The 18,095-nt window shown below is 37.6% G+C and carries 9 protein-coding genes; 2 read left to right on the forward strand and 7 right to left on the reverse strand.

Annotated elements, in window-relative coordinates; translation table 11 throughout:
- Positions 1 to 224: 224 nt before the first annotated feature.
- Positions 225 to 857: a YigZ family protein gene (locus AC4BHP_RS12985; RefSeq protein WP_490552650.1), complete on the forward strand. Its 633-nt coding sequence runs from the start codon at positions 225 to 227 to the stop codon at positions 855 to 857.
- Between the two features lie 583 nt (positions 858 to 1,440).
- Entirely contained in the window at positions 1,441 to 4,527 is a 3,087-nt protein-coding gene (locus tag AC4BHP_RS12990) for a S8 family serine peptidase (RefSeq protein ID WP_490552651.1), read from the forward strand.
- A gap of 303 nt (positions 4,528 to 4,830) precedes the next feature.
- Here the strand turns inward: AC4BHP_RS12990 and rfbD are convergent, their stop codons facing one another.
- The 7 genes from rfbD to AC4BHP_RS13025 all read right to left on the reverse strand — a co-directional run bounded on the left by rfbD (position 4,831) and on the right by AC4BHP_RS13025 (position 18,087).
- Entirely contained in the window at positions 4,831 to 5,676 is an 846-nt protein-coding gene (gene rfbD / locus AC4BHP_RS12995; RefSeq protein ID WP_490552652.1) for a dTDP-4-dehydrorhamnose reductase, read from the reverse strand.
- A 1-nt stretch (position 5,677) separates the two neighbouring features.
- Positions 5,678 to 6,664 (reverse strand): dTDP-glucose 4,6-dehydratase, encoded by a 987-nt coding sequence (gene rfbB, locus AC4BHP_RS13000; protein ID WP_490552653.1) that lies wholly within the window; start codon positions 6,662 to 6,664, stop codon positions 5,678 to 5,680.
- On the reverse strand, positions 6,664 to 7,224 hold the full coding sequence (gene rfbC / locus AC4BHP_RS13005; protein ID WP_490552655.1) for a dTDP-4-dehydrorhamnose 3,5-epimerase: 561 nt from the start codon (positions 7,222 to 7,224) through the stop codon (positions 6,664 to 6,666). Before rfbC ends, rfbB begins: the two co-directional genes overlap by 1 nt.
- Positions 7,221 to 8,120 carry a glucose-1-phosphate thymidylyltransferase RfbA gene (gene rfbA / locus AC4BHP_RS13010; RefSeq protein ID WP_490552657.1) on the reverse strand — a complete coding sequence of 300 codons (900 nt, stop codon included), beginning with the start codon at positions 8,118 to 8,120 and terminating at the stop codon, positions 7,221 to 7,223. Before rfbA ends, rfbC begins: the two co-directional genes overlap by 4 nt.
- 721 nt (positions 8,121 to 8,841) lie before the next feature.
- Positions 8,842 to 11,490 (reverse strand): SH3 domain-containing protein, encoded by a 2,649-nt coding sequence (locus AC4BHP_RS13015; RefSeq protein ID WP_490552659.1) that lies wholly within the window; start codon positions 11,488 to 11,490, stop codon positions 8,842 to 8,844.
- Positions 11,491 to 11,779: 289 nt separating this feature from the next.
- The gene (locus AC4BHP_RS13020) at positions 11,780 to 14,458 is read right to left on the reverse strand and encodes an SH3 domain-containing protein (RefSeq protein ID WP_490552661.1); all 2,679 of its coding nucleotides are present in this window, start codon (positions 14,456 to 14,458) and stop codon (positions 11,780 to 11,782) included.
- A 278-nt stretch (positions 14,459 to 14,736) separates the two neighbouring features.
- Positions 14,737 to 18,087 (reverse strand): SH3 domain-containing protein, encoded by a 3,351-nt coding sequence (locus tag AC4BHP_RS13025; RefSeq protein WP_490552663.1) that lies wholly within the window; start codon positions 18,085 to 18,087, stop codon positions 14,737 to 14,739.
- Positions 18,088 to 18,095 lie beyond the last annotated feature (8 nt).

Consider the following 18,095-nt stretch of genomic DNA (forward strand, 5'->3'; position numbering starts at 1 on the left):
GAATTTCCTTTGTGGGTGTTTTTAGAAATTATTGGGTAAATAAGTTAATATACCAGTGAAATACTACATAATAGTTAAATTATAGCACGATTACCAGTATTTTTTTTACTTTTTACTATTTCACATCTCCATCACAGCATATTACTCTTCTGTAATAAAGATGTCGTACGAACCGAATAATAAAGTATACTAGAAGGGATATAAAGAGAAAGGCGGCAGTTTAAATGCTGAATTCATATAAAACAGTAAAGGGATATGGCGAATCTGAACAAATCATCCAAAAGTCACGCTTTATTGCCTATGTGAATCGCGTGGAATCAGAGGAAGAAGCCATACAATTTATTCAATCAATCAAGAAAAAGCACTGGGATGCGACCCATAATTGTTCAGCCTATATGATCGGTGAAAATGACCTCATCCAAAAAGCCAATGATGATGGTGAACCTAGCGGCACAGCCGGTGTCCCTATTCTCGAAGTCATTAAGAAAAAGGGCTTGAAGGACACTGCGGTGGTTGTGACACGCTATTTCGGAGGAATTAAACTTGGGGCTGGCGGATTAATCCGCGCATACGGCGGAGCAGCTTCTGAAGGAATTAACGCAACCGGTGTGGTGGAAAGAAGATTAATGCGCATCATGAAATCCACGTTCGATTATACACTTCTCGGGAAAATTGAAAATGAACTTCGAAATTCGCACTATTCCATTAACGAAATTCATTATCTGGACCGAGTCATGATTGAATCCTACGCAGAGGAAGACGCAAAGGAAGCCTTCATAGACTGGATGACGGATTTATCAAATGGACAGGCATCCATAGAAGAAGGCGAAATGCTATACCTCGAGCATGACCTCTAATTCTAAAAGAACTCAATTCCCCCTTCTTTGTCTAAAATCTTAGGAAAAAAGTTTAGTTTTATCGACAAAATACAACAAGAATTATAGTTGCAATTAGGTAAAATGAATCAATACGATATTGGACAAAGAAGGGGTTATTTATGAAAAGAGTATACCAGGTTCTATTCAGCCTCACGGTACTCGTTGTCTGTCTATTGGCAACCTCCTTATCGGCAGAGGCACACGTGAAAAAAATATCCACTCCTGTTTTAACTCAGGAAATCCACAACATCTTCAGCACAGATTCTTCAAACTGTATACGCCATGAAATAATTTTCAATTCTATTAAAATTTAGGCCAACTTCCCCGCTAACTTTAACCATAGCAACCTAATGCAAAATAACTAAGCCAAAATACAACCCACACTTTTTATTAACTCGACAATTAGCCACTAAAAACAATTTTTATAGAAAAGAATCCATATTAAAGTCTATTAAAAAGATCCAAAGTATAACTATTAAAATAGTTAAATATTACCATATTTATCCGATATAATAAATAGGGGATTATTGTAATTAATGCATTTAAACTAGGGGGATATTGAATGAGGAATTCATTAATTAAAGGAATTAGTGCCTTTATTGTATTTTTGTTTTGTTTCATGGTTTCCACTGCCAATGTAAACGCTGCGGAAACATTACAAAAACAGAACAATGCTCAAAAAGGCGGTATAAAATTATTCAGTACTGCGGATGAGAAAGAATACACAGAGCAAGAGTTGATTGTTAAGTTTAAATCTGTCCTTTCTAAGGGTCAGCGAAAGCAAATCATCAACAGCATTAAAGGTAGTGAGCTATCCTTTTCTGAAACAGGAAATTATTCTTTAGTCTCTGTAGTAAAAAATACTGACCTATCTTCTATTGCCAAAAGGCTCTCTAAGCACAAATCCGTTCAATTGGTTGAACCAAATATATTATACAAAACGGCTTATACCCCAAAAGATAAACATTATAAAAAACAATGGCATTTACCAAAAATCAATATGCCAAAAGCATGGGATAAATCAAAAGGATCCTCTTCGATCATAGTTGCTGTTATCGATAATGGAATGCAGACAAATCATCCAGATCTAAAAGGGGAAATTACTAAGCAAAAAAATATTGTACGCAACAACTCGACGATAACATCGGCAGCTCATGGTACCCATGTAGCTGGTATCATTGCAGCTACTCAGAACACAATCGGTATATCAGGTGTAGCTCCAAAGGTTAAAATCATGCCTGTTCAAGTTTTCAATGGGCAATATGCAGACGCTTATAGTATTGGTGATGGAATTATATATGCAGTCAATAATGGTGCAAGAGTATTGAATTTAAGCTTTGGAAGTTATTCTTACAGTTCATATGTAGATAGTGCAGTGGCATATGCGCATTCGAAGGGCGCTATTATTATTGCAGCTGCAGGTAATGACAGCACCTCCTACACTTCTTATCCAGCTGCTTTAAATCATGTGTTGGCAGTTAGTTCCACTAATAAGAAAGACAGCGATTCATACTTTTCTAATTTTGGAAACTACATAAATTATTCAGCTCCTGGTGAAGATATCTATTCTACCGTCAACGGCAGTTCTTATGAATATATGGATGGAACATCAATGGCGGCTCCTTTAGTAAGTGGAGTAGCTGCTCTAATGCTTTCTAAAAATCCTTGGTTATCACCAGACCAAATAGAAATTATTATGAATAAATCTGTCAAAGACCTCGGGAAAAAAGGCTGGGATTCTTTATATGGATATGGTCGAATTGATGCGAGCAAAGCAATGTCAAATACACCTGGGCAGTTATCAACGATAACCGCGAGTACAAAATTCACTGCTACAGGGAAAAATAAACATAACATCTCTGTAAGCGCATATGGCTCGTCAAAACTATCAATCTATGTAAAGGATTCCAAAGGAAAATTGGTTAGAAGTTTAGTCTCCAATAAACCGTGGAGTTGGGGGAAAATTTCCACATCATGGGACGGAAAGACAGGATCATATAGCTACGCCAAATCAGGAAAATATACGCTTGTTGCAAGAATGACTAGAGGCAGCAAAAACATTTATAAAACCAAAACTGTGACAGTTAAGGATAATGTAGCCCCAACAGTCACCAGTAAAGCTGCCAATTTTTCACACAAGGTCACTACATCAATAAAAGTTCCTTATGTACTTAACAAAGATTCAAAAGTAACTGTTAAAGTTTTGGATAGTACGGGGAAAACAGTTGGAACAATTATGAAGAGCAAGACCATCAAAGGTGGCAAACAATCAATTACTTGGAACGGGAAAAACTCCAGTAACAAGCTAGTGAAGGATGGCAGTTATAAACTGTCATTCGAAACCATCTCTCTAACGAAGGTCAAAGGAAAAACAGTTAAATCAAGTATCACTGTGGATACGACTATAAATGGCTCTCTAAATAATATAGCTACCCCATTTAAAGCAACAGAGAAGAATAAACAGAATGCAACCTTTAAATCCAAAGAAAAACTATATATGACTGTTTCTGTTTTGAATAGCAAGGGTTCGAAAGTAAAAACACTGGTTACTAACAAATTGTATGATCCTTCATCCATACAACATAGTTGGAATGGAACAGACAGTAAGAATAAATTTGTTACAGAAGGAATTTATGTTTTGCAGTATGAGTTAAAAGATCTCATCGGTAATAAAAAAACGATTAAGAGTAAAACTTTCAACCTCGAAGATCATCGTGCTAATTTTGTAAGTGGCAAAGGAACAAAGAATATCACCGGTAATACGGACGTTGCTATTCCATATACACTCATTAAAGCTTCCAGTGTGTCTATCAATGTTTATAAAGGCTCGACACTTGTAAAAACAATCCTTACAAATAAAAGCCTGAATGCTGGCAGCTATGATTTCTCTTGGAATGGAACCAATTCTAGTGGTGAGTATATAGGAGATGGGGTTTATACCTACAGAATCAACGCAATTGACAAGTATACAAATAGCGCAACATACAGTGCAAATCTTAATGTGGATCGCCAAGTTATTAAAGTTGAGTATCCGAAGCACGTACAAAATAAATCTAAAGAGTATAATGAAGCAGATATTGAAGTCTTCTATAAACTCTCTGATCCTGCTACCGTCACGGTTGAAATTTATGACGGAGATGATTCTCTAGTTAAGACTATTAGCAAAAATGTAAAACAAGAGGCGGGAATTCAGAATTTCACGTGGGATGGAGTAAGTGACGATGGCAACGATTATTGGTATTACGAACCTCTCAATTACGTTATTAAAGCCAAAACAGAGATGGGCAGAGAAACAAAAGTAACCGGCTCTATCTTAAGCAATTATTATGAGGAATATCCAGAGTGGATTCAAAGTCATTCCGTAGATACACATAATACGGGCATCGATATAGTAACAAACTTATCAAAAGATACAGAGATGCAATTAACTGTCTATGATTATAATCATTATAACTCCGGCAATCTTAGTAGCTATTATGATCAGCAAACATATAACTTCCAAATAGGGCAAAACACCTTGAATTATCTTGTACCTGACAATCTCTTTGCTGATAATAGTTATATCGATTTAATGTATGTACTATCCTATAAGGATGAACTGGGGAATAAATACGAGTACGCCTATAACGGTTGGTACTATAACTATTAATTTATAGGATCTTAAATTAGCTGTCTAAGAAAACGTATCTTCTTAGGCGCACTCTAATTAAGTATAGGTATTTATAGCCTAGCTCATGTAATCAACACTCTCATTTTATAGTTGATTCTATAGTTTTCTTAATGGAATGGCTGACAAAGAAAATAGTTCTCGCATTTTCCTTTAAGACTTCTAGCAAATACTTGGTCACAAATAGATAAAGCTTGAGTAAATAAATCACCAGAACTAAAAAAGCTGCGCACTATCCGTTTTTTAGAATAATCGCAGCTTTTTAGTTTGTCATGATCAGATCGGTCAATGGACTCTTTGCTTCATAAAGCGCTCTAGTGCATGCTTCCAGGTTGGTATGATAAAACCTGTATCCTTTACTTTATCCAAGGACAGGACAGAATGCTTTGGCCTTGCAGCCTTTTGCGGCAATTCAGCAGATGTCCCTGGCAAAATCTCTACCTGTTCACCTTTTAATATTTCTTTAGCAAACTCAAACCATGTCGCCACTCCATCATTCGAAAAATGATAGACACCTGTCTCGACTTCATGATTCACAATATAAACCATGAATGCCGCTAAATCATGCGCATAGGTCGGCCTTCCATATTGGTCATTGACCACCTTAATCGTATCCATTTTCTTAGCTAAATTTAGCATGGTATAAACAAAATTACGGCCATGTTCTCCAAATATCCAAGAAGTACGAATGATATAGGCAGAAGGACTGTATTTTAAAATTTCCTCTTCACCTGCAAGTTTAGCCGCACCATATTGATTAATAGGATTTGTTTGATCTGACGGTAAATAGGCTGCCTCTTTTGTTCCATCGAATATATAATCTGTACTTAAATAAATAACTCGAGCCCCAGTCTCCGCTGCCGCTTTACTAATATAAGCAGATCCATCTCTATTAATTCTCCAATTCGCTTCCCTGCCTTCTTCCTCCGCAGCTTCAACATCCGTATAAGCTGCACAATGCAAAACCCAGTCCGGGTGAATGGAAGATATGATCTCGGAAACTTCCTGTTCATTAGATATATCCAACGCTTCTTTAATAAAGGGGAATACCGTGTGTATCCCTTCCTCCTTTAGCAGGGTAACAACTTCAGTCCCGAGTTGGCCATTCGCTCCCGTTACTAGTATCTTCATCTTATTTACCCAGTTTGGCGCGTTCCTTTAATGGACGCCACCATTCCTCATGATTGACATACCAATCAATTGTTTCCACAATCCCCGTATCAAAGGTATACTTTGGCTTCCAGCCTAGCTCAGTTTCGAGCTTTGTGGGATCAATCGCATAACGGAGATCATGCCCGAGCCGATCCTCTACATAGTGAATCCTATCACTTGAGAGACCGAGATGCTCTACAATTTTTTGAACGATCTCATTGTTGGTCCGCTCATTATGACCGCCAACATTATACACTTCTCCACTTTTCCCCTTATGGAGCACTAAATCTATCGCGGCACAATGATCGGTAACATGCAGCCAATCGCGGATATTCTCTCCATTTCCGTAAATCGGTAACATGTCCCCATCTATTCCATTCGTTATCATCAATGGAATTAATTTTTCAGGAAAATGATAAGGCCCATAATTATTTGAGCAGCGTGTGATAGTAACCGACAAGCCATAAGTCTCATGATAAGCACGGACGAGCATATCTGCTCCTGCTTTACTTGCTGAATATGGGCTGTTCGGTGCTAACGGTGTCTCTTCCGTAAAATACCCTGTTTCCCCCAGCGATCCATAGACCTCATCCGTCGATACCTGTAAAAACCTTTGTACATGACATTCCTTCGCTGCATCCAATAAAGCCAATGTTCCCTGAATATTCGTTTCAATGAATATTCCTGGATCCAAAATACTGCGGTCCACATGTGACTCAGCCGCAAAATTAACAATTGCCTGGATATCATATTGTTCGATTAAGCTTTTGATTAGCTCACGGTCCGTGATATTCCCTTGGACAAAATAGTGATTTTGATTCTCCATCACATCATCCAAGTTATGTATATTACCCGCATAAGTTAGTAAATCCAAATTAATAACTCGATAATCAGGATAGGTAGTTAATAGATGACGGACAAAATTACTTCCAATAAAGCCCGCTCCTCCTGTAACCAAAATGTTCATTAGGCATCCTCCCAAACAAAATTATAATCAGCTCCATGAAGCATCGGATGTTTTTGGTCCTTATCAGATAAAATTGGAACCGAAACTGGCCATTTAATAGCTAGCTCATCATCATTCCAGGCAATTCCCCGGTCATGTTCAGGTGAATATAATTCATCCACCTTATAAAGTACATTTACATTTTCCGTAATGGTACAAAATCCATGTGCAAACCCCTTTGGAACGAATAATTGGCGCTTATTAAATTCACTGAGAATAAATCCTTCCCATTGCCCGAAAGTTGGCGATCCTTTTCGTATGTCTACCACTACATCATAGATTGCTCCTGTTACCACACGTACTAATTTGGTTTGGCCCTTAGGTTCCAATTGGTAATGCATCCCTCTCAATACGCCGGCTTCCTTTGAAAGGGAATGATTATCCTGAACAAACCGATCAAGAATGCCATGTTCATGAAATAGCTTTTCATTATAGCTTTCCGTAAAGAAACCACGATGGTCACCATAAACGGCAGGTTCGATTAATTTAACACCCTTCAACCGGCTTTCAATAACATTCATAATTCCACCTCTTCTTTAGGCGCCATTTGATCTTGCTCGATCATCCTCATTAAATACTGTCCATACTCATTTTTCGAAAGTGGTTCAGCCAATTGTCTGACCTGCTCAGCATCAATATAGCCCATTCGATAGGCGATTTCTTCTAGGCAGGCAATCTTAAGCCGTTGTCTTTTTTCCACTGTTTCTATGAATGTGGAAGCTTCGAGCAGGCTCTCATGCGTACCTGTATCCAACCAGGCAAAACCACGTCCCATGATTTCTACGGTCAACTCGCCATTTTCAAGATAGATGCTGTTTAAATCTGTAATTTCCAATTCTCCTCTGGCAGATGGCTCAATTCTTTTCGCATATTCTACCACTCTATTATCGTAAAAATAGACACCTGTCACAGCATAATTGCTTTTCGGATTCTTTGGTTTTTCTTCTATGGATATAGCCTTCATCTGATTATCAAACTCTACTACACCAAAGCGTTCTGGGTCATGTACATGATAGCCAAATACAGTAGCTCCATACTCCTTCGATGCCGCTTTTTGTACCATTTTGGATAATCCCTGTCCATAAAATAGATTGTCCCCTAAAATGAGCGCAACAGAATCTTCGCCAATGAAGCTTTCACCGATAATAAAAGCCTGTGCTAGCCCCTCCGGTTTTTCTTGTACAGCATAGGAAAGGCTTATGCCAATATTGGAACCATCTCCTAACAGTTGTGCGTAACGTGATGTATCTTCTGGAGTTGAAATGATTAAGATTTCCTTTATACCTGCCAGCATCAATATGGATAAAGGATAATAAATCATCGGTTTATCGTAAACCGGCAGCATTTGTTTAGAAATAGCACTGGTTAATGGATATAGTCGGGTACCGCTTCCGCCTGCCAATATAATTCCCTTCATTTCCATCCTCCTTAATAGTCAACATCACTCACTTGAACAAATTCTGTATTCATTACTCCGTCCGTATCCACCGGGCGTAGTTCATACCAACCTTTTACACTGGGATAGATTGTTAATTATTCTACTCCACTTTCTGTATAGTGATGAACGACAATAGAACTCACAGAAGGCCGCGCATATTGTAAACATCGCTTATATTTGCCTGGCTTTCATCATCCCAACCCCTCCACCATTTTATTCATAACTGTAGACGGCAGTTTTACATCGAGAGATATATTGTCGAATTTTTATGTAAAATAAGAGCGCACAGTATAGCTTAATCGAAACGAACCTACTTTATTGCTTTGATTAATTCCATTTAAATGCCTGGCCGCATTATAAATGGGTATAGCTGCAGTAAGGTATTACCCATTCAGTACCTTTCCCACCTGCCAGAATCTCTGCATAAATCACTTGTTTACCCCCATTTCAAACTAGAATACTTACTAAATCCATAAGACTAGATTATTAACATTTAATTCCTTAAATAGAAATAATATCATTTAACAAAATCATACAAAAATTAAGAGATTATATCTACCTATTTTTACTGGGGAAGTCTGAACGATCCTAATTTGATAGAGCTTGTGCCTAGTTTAAAGTGATTTGATGGTCAAAAAATGCAAAATCCCCTTGATGTAAACAAAAAAAGTTGTCAGAATTCCGACAACTTTTAAAGATATTACTTATTTAATTCCATCGTTAGATAAGCAGAAGAAACCCAGCCTTGTGTTCCATTTGATAATTTAACTTTATACCAAGATCCACTTTTAATTGGGTTTTTACTTGAATCCACCACAAGCTCGACATATTGATGATTTGGCAATGATCCCAATATAGCGCCCACAGTACTCGCTGTTGCCCGTACATTCAGGGTACTCGAACCACTGACACTCACCCGAGCTAAGTTTTTAACAGTCATATACTGATTATATTTGCTTAAGCTGACCGTATTTGTATAATATTTCTTGCCTTTATAATTGACTGTCAACCAGTAATCATTCCATTTTTCCAATAGATTAAAGGTTTCACCCTTTCCAATTGTTGCTGCCACAGTCGCAGAGCTGCTTGTCTCATTTCTTAGACTTATAGAAGAATTGGCAACAGCAATTGTACCTGTCGGAAATACATCCTTGCCAATTGGATAGCTTGGCTTGACTGGTACTGTCGTATTTGCACTTTGGCTGACTGCCCCTTCCTTACTGTAAGCTAAAATCTCGGACATATGGTTGGCAATCTTACTTCCCCAATTGGAATCACTGGCATAGTAAAAGTTCATTCCTTTACTTAAATCTGCACTCCGATTTCCATTGGCATCCTTAATGGTATATCCAAGTGTTGCCCCCTGATACTTCCAGTTAGATGGATTTAAATAAGTCGCCTTCATTTCCTGTGCAATAAAGAGAATATTCTCATCAATGGAGGAAAATTTTACAGAGCCTACAAATGGTGCTAGATCATAGGATCCAAAACCAAATAAATTGTTTTTCCCCAAAGAAATCGTCGATTTTCCAAAATCACTTTCATGAATCGCATGTGCTGCTAAATACAAGGCATTTAGGCCATATTTATTGGCGGCAGTGATAAACACCGAGCCTTTGTTATAGAGGACACTATTACTCGATGTTGCATTCTTCGCAATATAAGTATTAATTTGTGCAGCTGTAACAGAGGACTTCGTACGCAAATCCATATGTATAAAGGAATTCTTATTCGCTTCATAAGAGTTCATTTTATCGTAGTTCGCTTTTGTAATTAAGTAATCTCCTGATACATAGCCTGTTACTCCATCATACGTTACCCGATACCATCCCTCACTGGTTTTATAGGTTGATTTTACTTGTGTGTATTTGGGGATTAAACCGATTTTAGTAGACAATGTCGTATCGGAGGCACGAATATTCAAATCAGCAATCGGCAAATAGGTTGTTTCAGTAATAGTAGAACCGCTCGGAGTGTTGCTTGAGGTACTACTATATGCAACCAAATAAGTGCCGCTAACCCAACCAGTTTGACCATTATAGCTCACTTTATACCAATCTCCTGATTTTGCTGTGGCCGTCACGATTGTATTTACAGGAATAGTGTCCAATTTTTCTCCGGAAGTGGACGCTGTCTTTCGTAAATTCAGATTGGCCGTCGTCTTATACTTTGTAGCTGTAATTGACGTGTCTGTTGATGATACCGTTTTCGAGAATTTAGCTATGTTGATATAACCCGTTTTTCCTCTATACGTTGTTTTATACCAATCCCCAATTCTATAAGTGGTTGTTATTTTGACTCCCTTAGGGATAGCAACCAATGTTCCATGTTTCTCCCCAGCAAAGGAATATAAATACGTCGCTTCTTTTGCCGTATAGGAAGTACTAGTAACCTTAGCTGCAGACACCTTACTTACAGACCCGGATTTTATGAAATAATTCTTCCCTTTATAGGAAACTCGATACCAGGTTTCTCCTATACTATTAACTACCTTTTGAGTAGATGTAAATATATTATTCTTTGGTATGGAATAGATTGCAGCTTTTTTTGTATTGGCAGCGCTATACAAGGAGCTTGTCGCATTCGTCTTATAGTAAGTGGTACTTATAGTCGTAGTTTGATTGTATTCTTTTATATACGAACTGCTTACCCAGCCTGTTTTACCACTATAAGAGACCTTATACCATGAGCCTGATTTTGCCGTAGCCGTGATCATTTTATTCTTTGGTATGGTAAGGAGTCGAGTGCCACTTGTTGATGCTTTTGACCTCATGTTTAAATTTGCTGTCGTTTTAAATTTAGTCGACTTAATCGAAACAGAGGCAGAGGAGCTCGTTTTTTTAGTGACTTTGATATATTTTGAGCTTACATAACCTGTTTTTGTTCCATATTTCACTTTATACCAGCTGCCGCTTTTTGAAAGATACGAAACTGTTTTTCCTTTTGGTATAGTCGTAATGATGGCCGCACTGGTTGAAGCTGATTTGCGTAAATTCAGATTAGCTGTCGTTGTGTATACTGATGTACTCGTTGGCAAAACTGCTTTTAAATAGCTAGAACTGACATAACCCGTTTTTGTTCCATATTTCACTTTATACCAGCTGCCGCTTTTTGATAAGTATATAACTTGTTTTCCTTTTGGAATCGTTGTAATAATTGATGCAGTCTTACTTGCAGACTTTCGCAAGTTCAAATTAGCTGTTGTCTTGTAATATGTCTCCGCAGCTGCTTCTACTTTTAATTCCCAAAAACTATCCTTCAATCCAATTTCAGGCCCAAAAATCAAGCCAGTAGATAGAAGAACGGATGTTGCCATAACTCTAATTGGTTGTTTATACCTTTTATTCATTGAACTCTCCCTTTTTAGTAAATAAGACGCACCGTACTAAACTATTATTTAGATATATATTTTATTCTCTTATAAGCATATATTCCCCCCATTAATAGAATTACGAATAATAGAGCGGTTTTCTAAGGGTAAGCACTGAAAAAAATAAAATTATCAATCATTTTTTTGTAATAAAGCATACTTTTCCATCCTTATTTCATCATTATTACATTATTTTTCCATAATAGTTTTGTCTGATTACAAACAAAAAAGAGATTGTTGATTTAATCAACAACCTCTTTTCTTCATTCTATTTATTTAACTCTCTTACCAAATAAGAACTTGATGCCCATCCAACTTTTCCGTTAGGCAGTTTAACCTTATACCAACCGCCACTAGTAACCGGATTATTGCTTGAGTCTACCACAAGCTCGACATATTGATGGTTCGATAAAGATCCCACCTTAGCCGCTGCCGTACTAGCGGATGCGCGTACATTCAAGGTACTCGTACCACCAACACTTACACGGGCTAAATTTTTTACAGTCATATAATTATTATATGTGCTTAAGCTAACCGTATTTGTATAATATGTTTTGCCTTTATAACTAACTTTCAGCCAGTAATCATTCCATTTTTCGAGTAGGTTAAAGGTTTCACCCTTCTTAATTGTTGCGGCTACAGTCGCTGAGCTGCTTTTTGAGTTTCTTAGACTAATAGATGAATTGGCAACAGCCATCGTACCTGTTGGGAATACATCCTTTCCGCTTGGATAGCTTGGTTTAGTTGGTACCGTCGTATTTGGACGTTGACTGACAGCCCCTTCCTTGCTATAAGCCAATATATTCGACATATGGGTAGAAACCCTTTTTCCCCAATCGGAATCACTCGCATAGTAAAAGTTCATTCCTTTACTTAAATCAGTGATTCGATTTCCATTCGCATCCTTAATTGTATAACCTAGCGTTGCACCCTTGTACTTCCAGTTAGATGGATTTAAATAGGTTGCTTTCATTTCCTGTGCAATAAAGGCAATATTCTCTTCAATAGAAGCAAATTTGACGGAGCCAACAAACGGCGTACTATCGTAGGACCCAAAACCAAACAAGTTATTTTTTGCTAACGCAATTGTAGATTTTCCATAATTACTTTCATGAATGGCATGTGCTGCTAAATAAAGGGCATTCACTCCATATTTATTGGCTGCTGTAATAAATGCAGATCCTTTATTATAGAGAACACTATTAGTCGATGTTGCATGCTTTGCAATATAGGCATTAATTTGCGCAGCCGTTACAGAGGATTTTGTACGTAAATCAATATGTAGATAGGAATTCTTATTATTTTCATAAGAGTTCATTTTATCGTAATTCGCTTTTGTAATTAAGTAATCTCCTGAGACGTAGCCTGTTACTCCACCATATGTTACCCGATACCAGCCCTTGCTAGTTTTATAGGTAGATTTCACTTGAGTATATTTAGGGATTGAACCTACTTTAGCCGATGATGTCGAATCGGAGGCACGAATATTCAACTTAGCAATTGGCAAGTATATGTTTTCCGTAACACTAGAACCGCTCGAGTTGCTGCCCGTATTGTTGCTTGAACTATTATACGCAGCCAAATACGTACCGCTGACCCAGCCGGTTTTACCATTGTAGCTCACTTTATACCAATCTCCCGATTTTGCAGTAGCTGTGACAATCGTATTTTTAGGTATTGTGTCTAATTTCTCTCCGGAAGTAGATGCTGTCTTTCTTAAATTCAGATTGGCGGTAGTCTTAAACATTGTATCTGTAATAGACGCGCTTGATGAAGTTACCGCTTTTGAGAATTTAGCCATATTGATATATCCTGTTTTTCCACCATACGTTGTTTTATACCAATCTCCAATACGATAACTGGTTATTATTTTGGCTCCCTTTGGAATAGAAACCAAAGTCCCGTGTTTTTCCCCAGCAAATGAATATAAGTAAGTATTTTGGTTTGCCGTATAGGAGGTACTTGTAACATTTGCTGCAGATACCTTACTTACTGATCCAGCTTTAATATAATAATTTTTCCCTTTAAAAGAAACTCGATACCAGGTTTCTCCTATACTATTGACGATCTTTTGGGTAGAAGAAAATATATTATTCTTAGGAATCGAATAAACAGCTGCTTTATTTGTATTGGCAGCACTATACAGGGAGCTTGTCGCATTCGTCTTATAGTAAGCAATACTTGTCGTTGTAGTTTGATTGTACTCCTTTATATACGAGCCGCTGACCCAACCGGTCTGACCACTATAAGAGACCTTATACCACGAGCCCGATTTTGCGGTGGCTGTAATAACTTTATTCTTTGGTATAGTTAAGAGCCGACTGCTGCTCGTTGTGGCTTTAGACCTCATGTTTAAATAGGATGTTGTTTTATATTTAGTCGACTTAATCGTTGTTGACGCAGACGTAGATTCACTTGTTTTGTTCGTAACCTTTATATAGCTCGAACTGACATAACCGGTTTTTGTTCCATATTTCACCTTATACCAACTGCCGCTCTTCGATAGATACGAGACTGTTTTCCCCTTTGGGATGGTCGTTAAGATTACCGAACGGGTTGAAGCTGTTTTGCGTAAATTCAAATTGGCCGTCGTTGTATATACGGATGTACTTGTTGCCGGAGCAGTCGAACTCGGTACAATCTTCAGATAGTTGGAGTTGACATAACCTGTCTTCGATCCATATTTCACCTTATACCAACTTCCATTTTTAGATATATAGGTGACTTGCTTTCCTTTGGGAATGGTTATGATAATTTGGCCCTTAATACTGGCTGTTTTTCTCATATTTAGATTGGCTGTTGTTTTATAATATGATTCAGCAGCTTGAGCCACTTGCATTCCCAGAAAACTTTCTGTCGGTTCAAGACTGCTCCCCAAAACTAGACCCGTAGATAGAAGAACGGATGTTGCCATAACCTTAAGTGGTTGATTATACCTGTTATTCATTGCAATAAAATCTCCCTCTTTAGTAAATAAGACACCAAACTAAATTACTATTTTGATATAAAATAATTTTCCTATATAGTTTTAAAATTATCAAATAATTTGATAGATACATAAATAATCATGCTTGTTTATATTATGTTTAAATAATATAAAAGCCGATTTCTTATTCTCTTTCACTTATACATCATTCAAAGACCAAGTTAAATTTTCTCTATCCAATAGTGTATTTAATAAAAAAAGAGGTTGTTGACCATGTCAACAACCTCTTTTCCTAAATTCTATTTATTCAATTCTCTTGCTAAATAAGAACCTGATGCCCAGCCAACTGTGCCATTAGATAACTTAACCTTATACCATCCGCTACTAGTGATTGGATTATTGTTTGAATCTACCACAAGTTCGACATATTGATGGTTTTTTAAAGTTCCCACTGTAGCTGACGCCGTATTAGCTGACGCGCGGACATTCAAAGTGCTGGCACCATTGACGCGCGCTAAATTTTTCACGGTCATATATTGATTATAGGTGCTCAGACTAACCGTATTTGTATAATACGTTTTGCCTTTATAACTGATTGTTAGCCAATAATCATTCCATTTTTCCAGTAGATTAAAGGTTTCACCCTTCTTAATCGTTGCAGCCACAGTCGCTGAACTGCTTTTTGAGTTTCTAAGACTGATAGAAGAATTGGCAACAGCGATTGTACCTGTCGGGAACACATCCTTGCCGCTTGGATAGCTAGGTTTGGCTGGAACCGTTGTATTTGGACTTTGGCTGACTGCCCCCTCATTGCCATAATCCAGGATGTTAGACATATGTTTGGCAATCTTATTTCCCCAATCGGAATCACTGGCATAGTAAAAGTTCATTCCCTTACTTAAATCAGTGATACGATTTCCATTAGCGTCCTTAATCGTATATCCAAGTGTCGCCCCCTTGTACTTCCAGTTAGATGGATTTAAATAAGTGGCTTTCATTTCTTGTGCAATAAAGGCAATATTCTCTTCAATAGAAGAAAATTTAACGGAACCTACAAATGGCGTAATGTCATAGGATCCAAAGCCAAACAAGTTATTTTTTGCTAACGCAATAGTAGATTTTCCATAGTTACTTTCATGAATCGCATGTGCTGCTAAATAGAGGGCATTCACACCATATTTATTAGCCGCTGTAATAAATGCCGAGCCTTTATTGTAGAGAACGCTATTAGCTGATGTTGCATGCTTAGCAATATAAGCATTAATTTGTGCAGCTGTTACAGAGGATTTTTTACGTAAATCCAAATGCATATAGGAATTCTTATTTGCCTCATAAGAATTCATTTTATCGTAATTCGCTTTTGTGATTAAATACTCTCCCGATACAAAACCTGTTACTCCACCATAGGTCACTCGGTACCAGCCCTTACTCGTTTTATAGGTAGATTTCACCTGTGTATATTTAGGGATTGAACCAACTTTAGCTGATGAAGTTGAATCGGAAGCACGGATATTCAATTCACTGATTGGCAAATACGTTGTTTCAGTTATAGCAGTGCCGCTCGGTAATGTTATTTGATTTCCGCTGTTACTACTTGAGTTGTTATTACCAGTACTGCTAGTGTACTTTGTCAAATAAGAACCACTTACCCAGCCGATATAACCATTGTATGTAACTTTATACCAATCACCTGATTGTTCTGTAGCTGTAACTACTGTATTCACAGGTATTGTAGTCAATTTCGCACCCGATTCAGATGCTGTCTCACGTAAATTCACATTAGCCGTTGTTTTAAACTCCGTAGCCGTAAAAGACGGTGTCGTTGAAGTGACTGTTTTTGTGAATTTAGTCAAATCAATGTAACCTGTTTTTCCGCCATAGGATGTTTTATACCAATCACCAATTCGATAATTAGTAGTTACTTTAGCTCCCTCTGGAATAGTAACCAAAGTTCCGTGCGATGCTCCTGCAAAGGAATACAAGTAAGTCTTTTCTTTTGCTGTATAAGAAGTACTCGTAACGTTCGCCGCTGTTACCTTACTTACTGAACCAGATTGAATATAATAGTTATTTCCTTTATAGGAAACTCGATACCAGGTTTCTCCTATACTATTCACGACCTGTTGGGTAGAAGTGAACACATTATTCTTTGGTATAGAATAAACAGCTGCCTTATTTGTATTAGGAGCACTATACAAGGAGCTTGCAGCCTTTGTATTATAGTAGGTCGTGCTTGTCGTCGTAGTTTGATTGTATTCTTGTAAATACGAGCCGCTTACCCAACCGGTCTGACCACTGTAAGAGACCTTGTACCAGGAGCCTGATTTTGCAGTAGCTGTGATAACAGTATTCGCAGGGATTGTATCTAATTTCGCACCTAAATCGGAAGCTGTCTTACGTAAAATCAAATTAGCCGTAACCTTAAATTTTGTAGCCTTAATCGATGTTTCCGAAGTAGCAACTGTTTTTGTGAATTTAGTCAAATCAATGTAACCTGTTTTTCCGCCATAGGATGCTTTATACCAATCCCCGATTCGATAATTGGTGGTTATTTTAGCTCCCTTTGGAATGGCAACTAAAGTTCCGTGTGTTGCTCCTGCAAAGGAATATAAATAAGTTGCTTCCTTTGCCGTATAGGAGGTGCTCGTAACACTCGCTGCTGTCACCTTATTTACTGAGCTGGACTGAATATAATAGTTTTTTCCTTTATAAGAAACTCGAAACCAAGTTTCTCCGATACTATTGACTACTTTTTGGGTAGAAGTAAATACATTATTCTTTGGAATAGAATAAACAGCTGCTTTATTTGTATTAGCAGCACTATATAAGGAGCTTGCAGCCTTTGTATTATAGTAAGTCGTGCTTGTCGTCGTAGTTTGATTGTATTCCTTTAAATATGATCCGCTTACCCAGCCGGTCTTACCACTGTAAGACACCTTGTACCAGGAACCTGATTTTGCAGTAGCTGTGACAACTTTATTCTTTGGTATAGTAAGGATCCGGGTACCGCTCGTTGATGCATTGGATCTCATATTTAATTTTTCTGTCGTTTTGTATTTAGTTGCCTTCATCGTTGCAGATGTAGACGTAGATGTTGAGGAACTTGTTTTTTTAGTAACTTTTATATATTTGGAGCTAACATATCCTGTTTTCGATGAGTATTTCACCTTATACCAGCTGCCGCTTTTAGATACATACGTCACTGTTTTCCCTTTTGGGATGGTCAATAACGTAGCTGAACTGGTTGATGCCTGTTTACGCAAACGTAAATTGTCTGTTGTTGTGTATACAGAAGTACTTGTTGTGGAGGCAGAAGATGAAACTGTTGAACTCGCCGTCACTTTTATTAAATATTGCGAACTGACAAATCCAGTTTTAGTTCCGTATTTCACCTTAAACCAGCTGCCACTTTTAGATATGTAAGTAACCTGTTTTCCTTTTGGAATTGTTGTGATTTTTTGCGCCTTTGTACTTGCAGACTTTCTCATATTCAAATTATCGGTTGTTTTATAATATGTATCAGCCGCTTCAGCTACTTGTATACCCGTTAAACTACCTGTTGGTCCAACACCACCACCCAAAACCAGTCCGGTAGATAAAAGAACGGATGTTGCCATGACCTTGAATGGCAGCTTATTTCTTTTAATCATAAAAATCT

Source organism: Pradoshia sp. Z4_20 (assembly GCF_058216035.1).

Excerpts from the sequence above, each read along its gene's own strand:
- AC4BHP_RS12985 (WP_490552650.1), top strand. The coding sequence starts at position 225 with ATGCTGAATTCATATAAAACAGTAAAGGGATATGGCGAATCTGAACAA.
- AC4BHP_RS12990 (WP_490552651.1), top strand. The coding sequence starts at position 1,441 with ATGAGGAATTCATTAATTAAAGGAATTAGTGCCTTTATTGTATTTTTG.
- rfbD (WP_490552652.1), bottom strand. The coding sequence starts at position 5,676 with ATGAAGATACTAGTAACGGGAGCGAATGGCCAACTCGGGACTGAAGTT.
- rfbB (WP_490552653.1), bottom strand. The coding sequence starts at position 6,664 with ATGAACATTTTGGTTACAGGAGGAGCGGGCTTTATTGGAAGTAATTTT.
- rfbC (WP_490552655.1), bottom strand. The coding sequence starts at position 7,224 with ATGAATGTTATTGAAAGCCGGTTGAAGGGTGTTAAATTAATCGAACCT.
- rfbA (WP_490552657.1), bottom strand. The coding sequence starts at position 8,120 with ATGAAGGGAATTATATTGGCAGGCGGAAGCGGTACCCGACTATATCCA.
- AC4BHP_RS13015 (WP_490552659.1), bottom strand. The coding sequence starts at position 11,490 with ATGAATAAAAGGTATAAACAACCAATTAGAGTTATGGCAACATCCGTT.
- AC4BHP_RS13020 (WP_490552661.1), bottom strand. The coding sequence starts at position 14,458 with ATGAATAACAGGTATAATCAACCACTTAAGGTTATGGCAACATCCGTT.
- AC4BHP_RS13025 (WP_490552663.1), bottom strand. The coding sequence starts at position 18,087 with ATGATTAAAAGAAATAAGCTGCCATTCAAGGTCATGGCAACATCCGTT.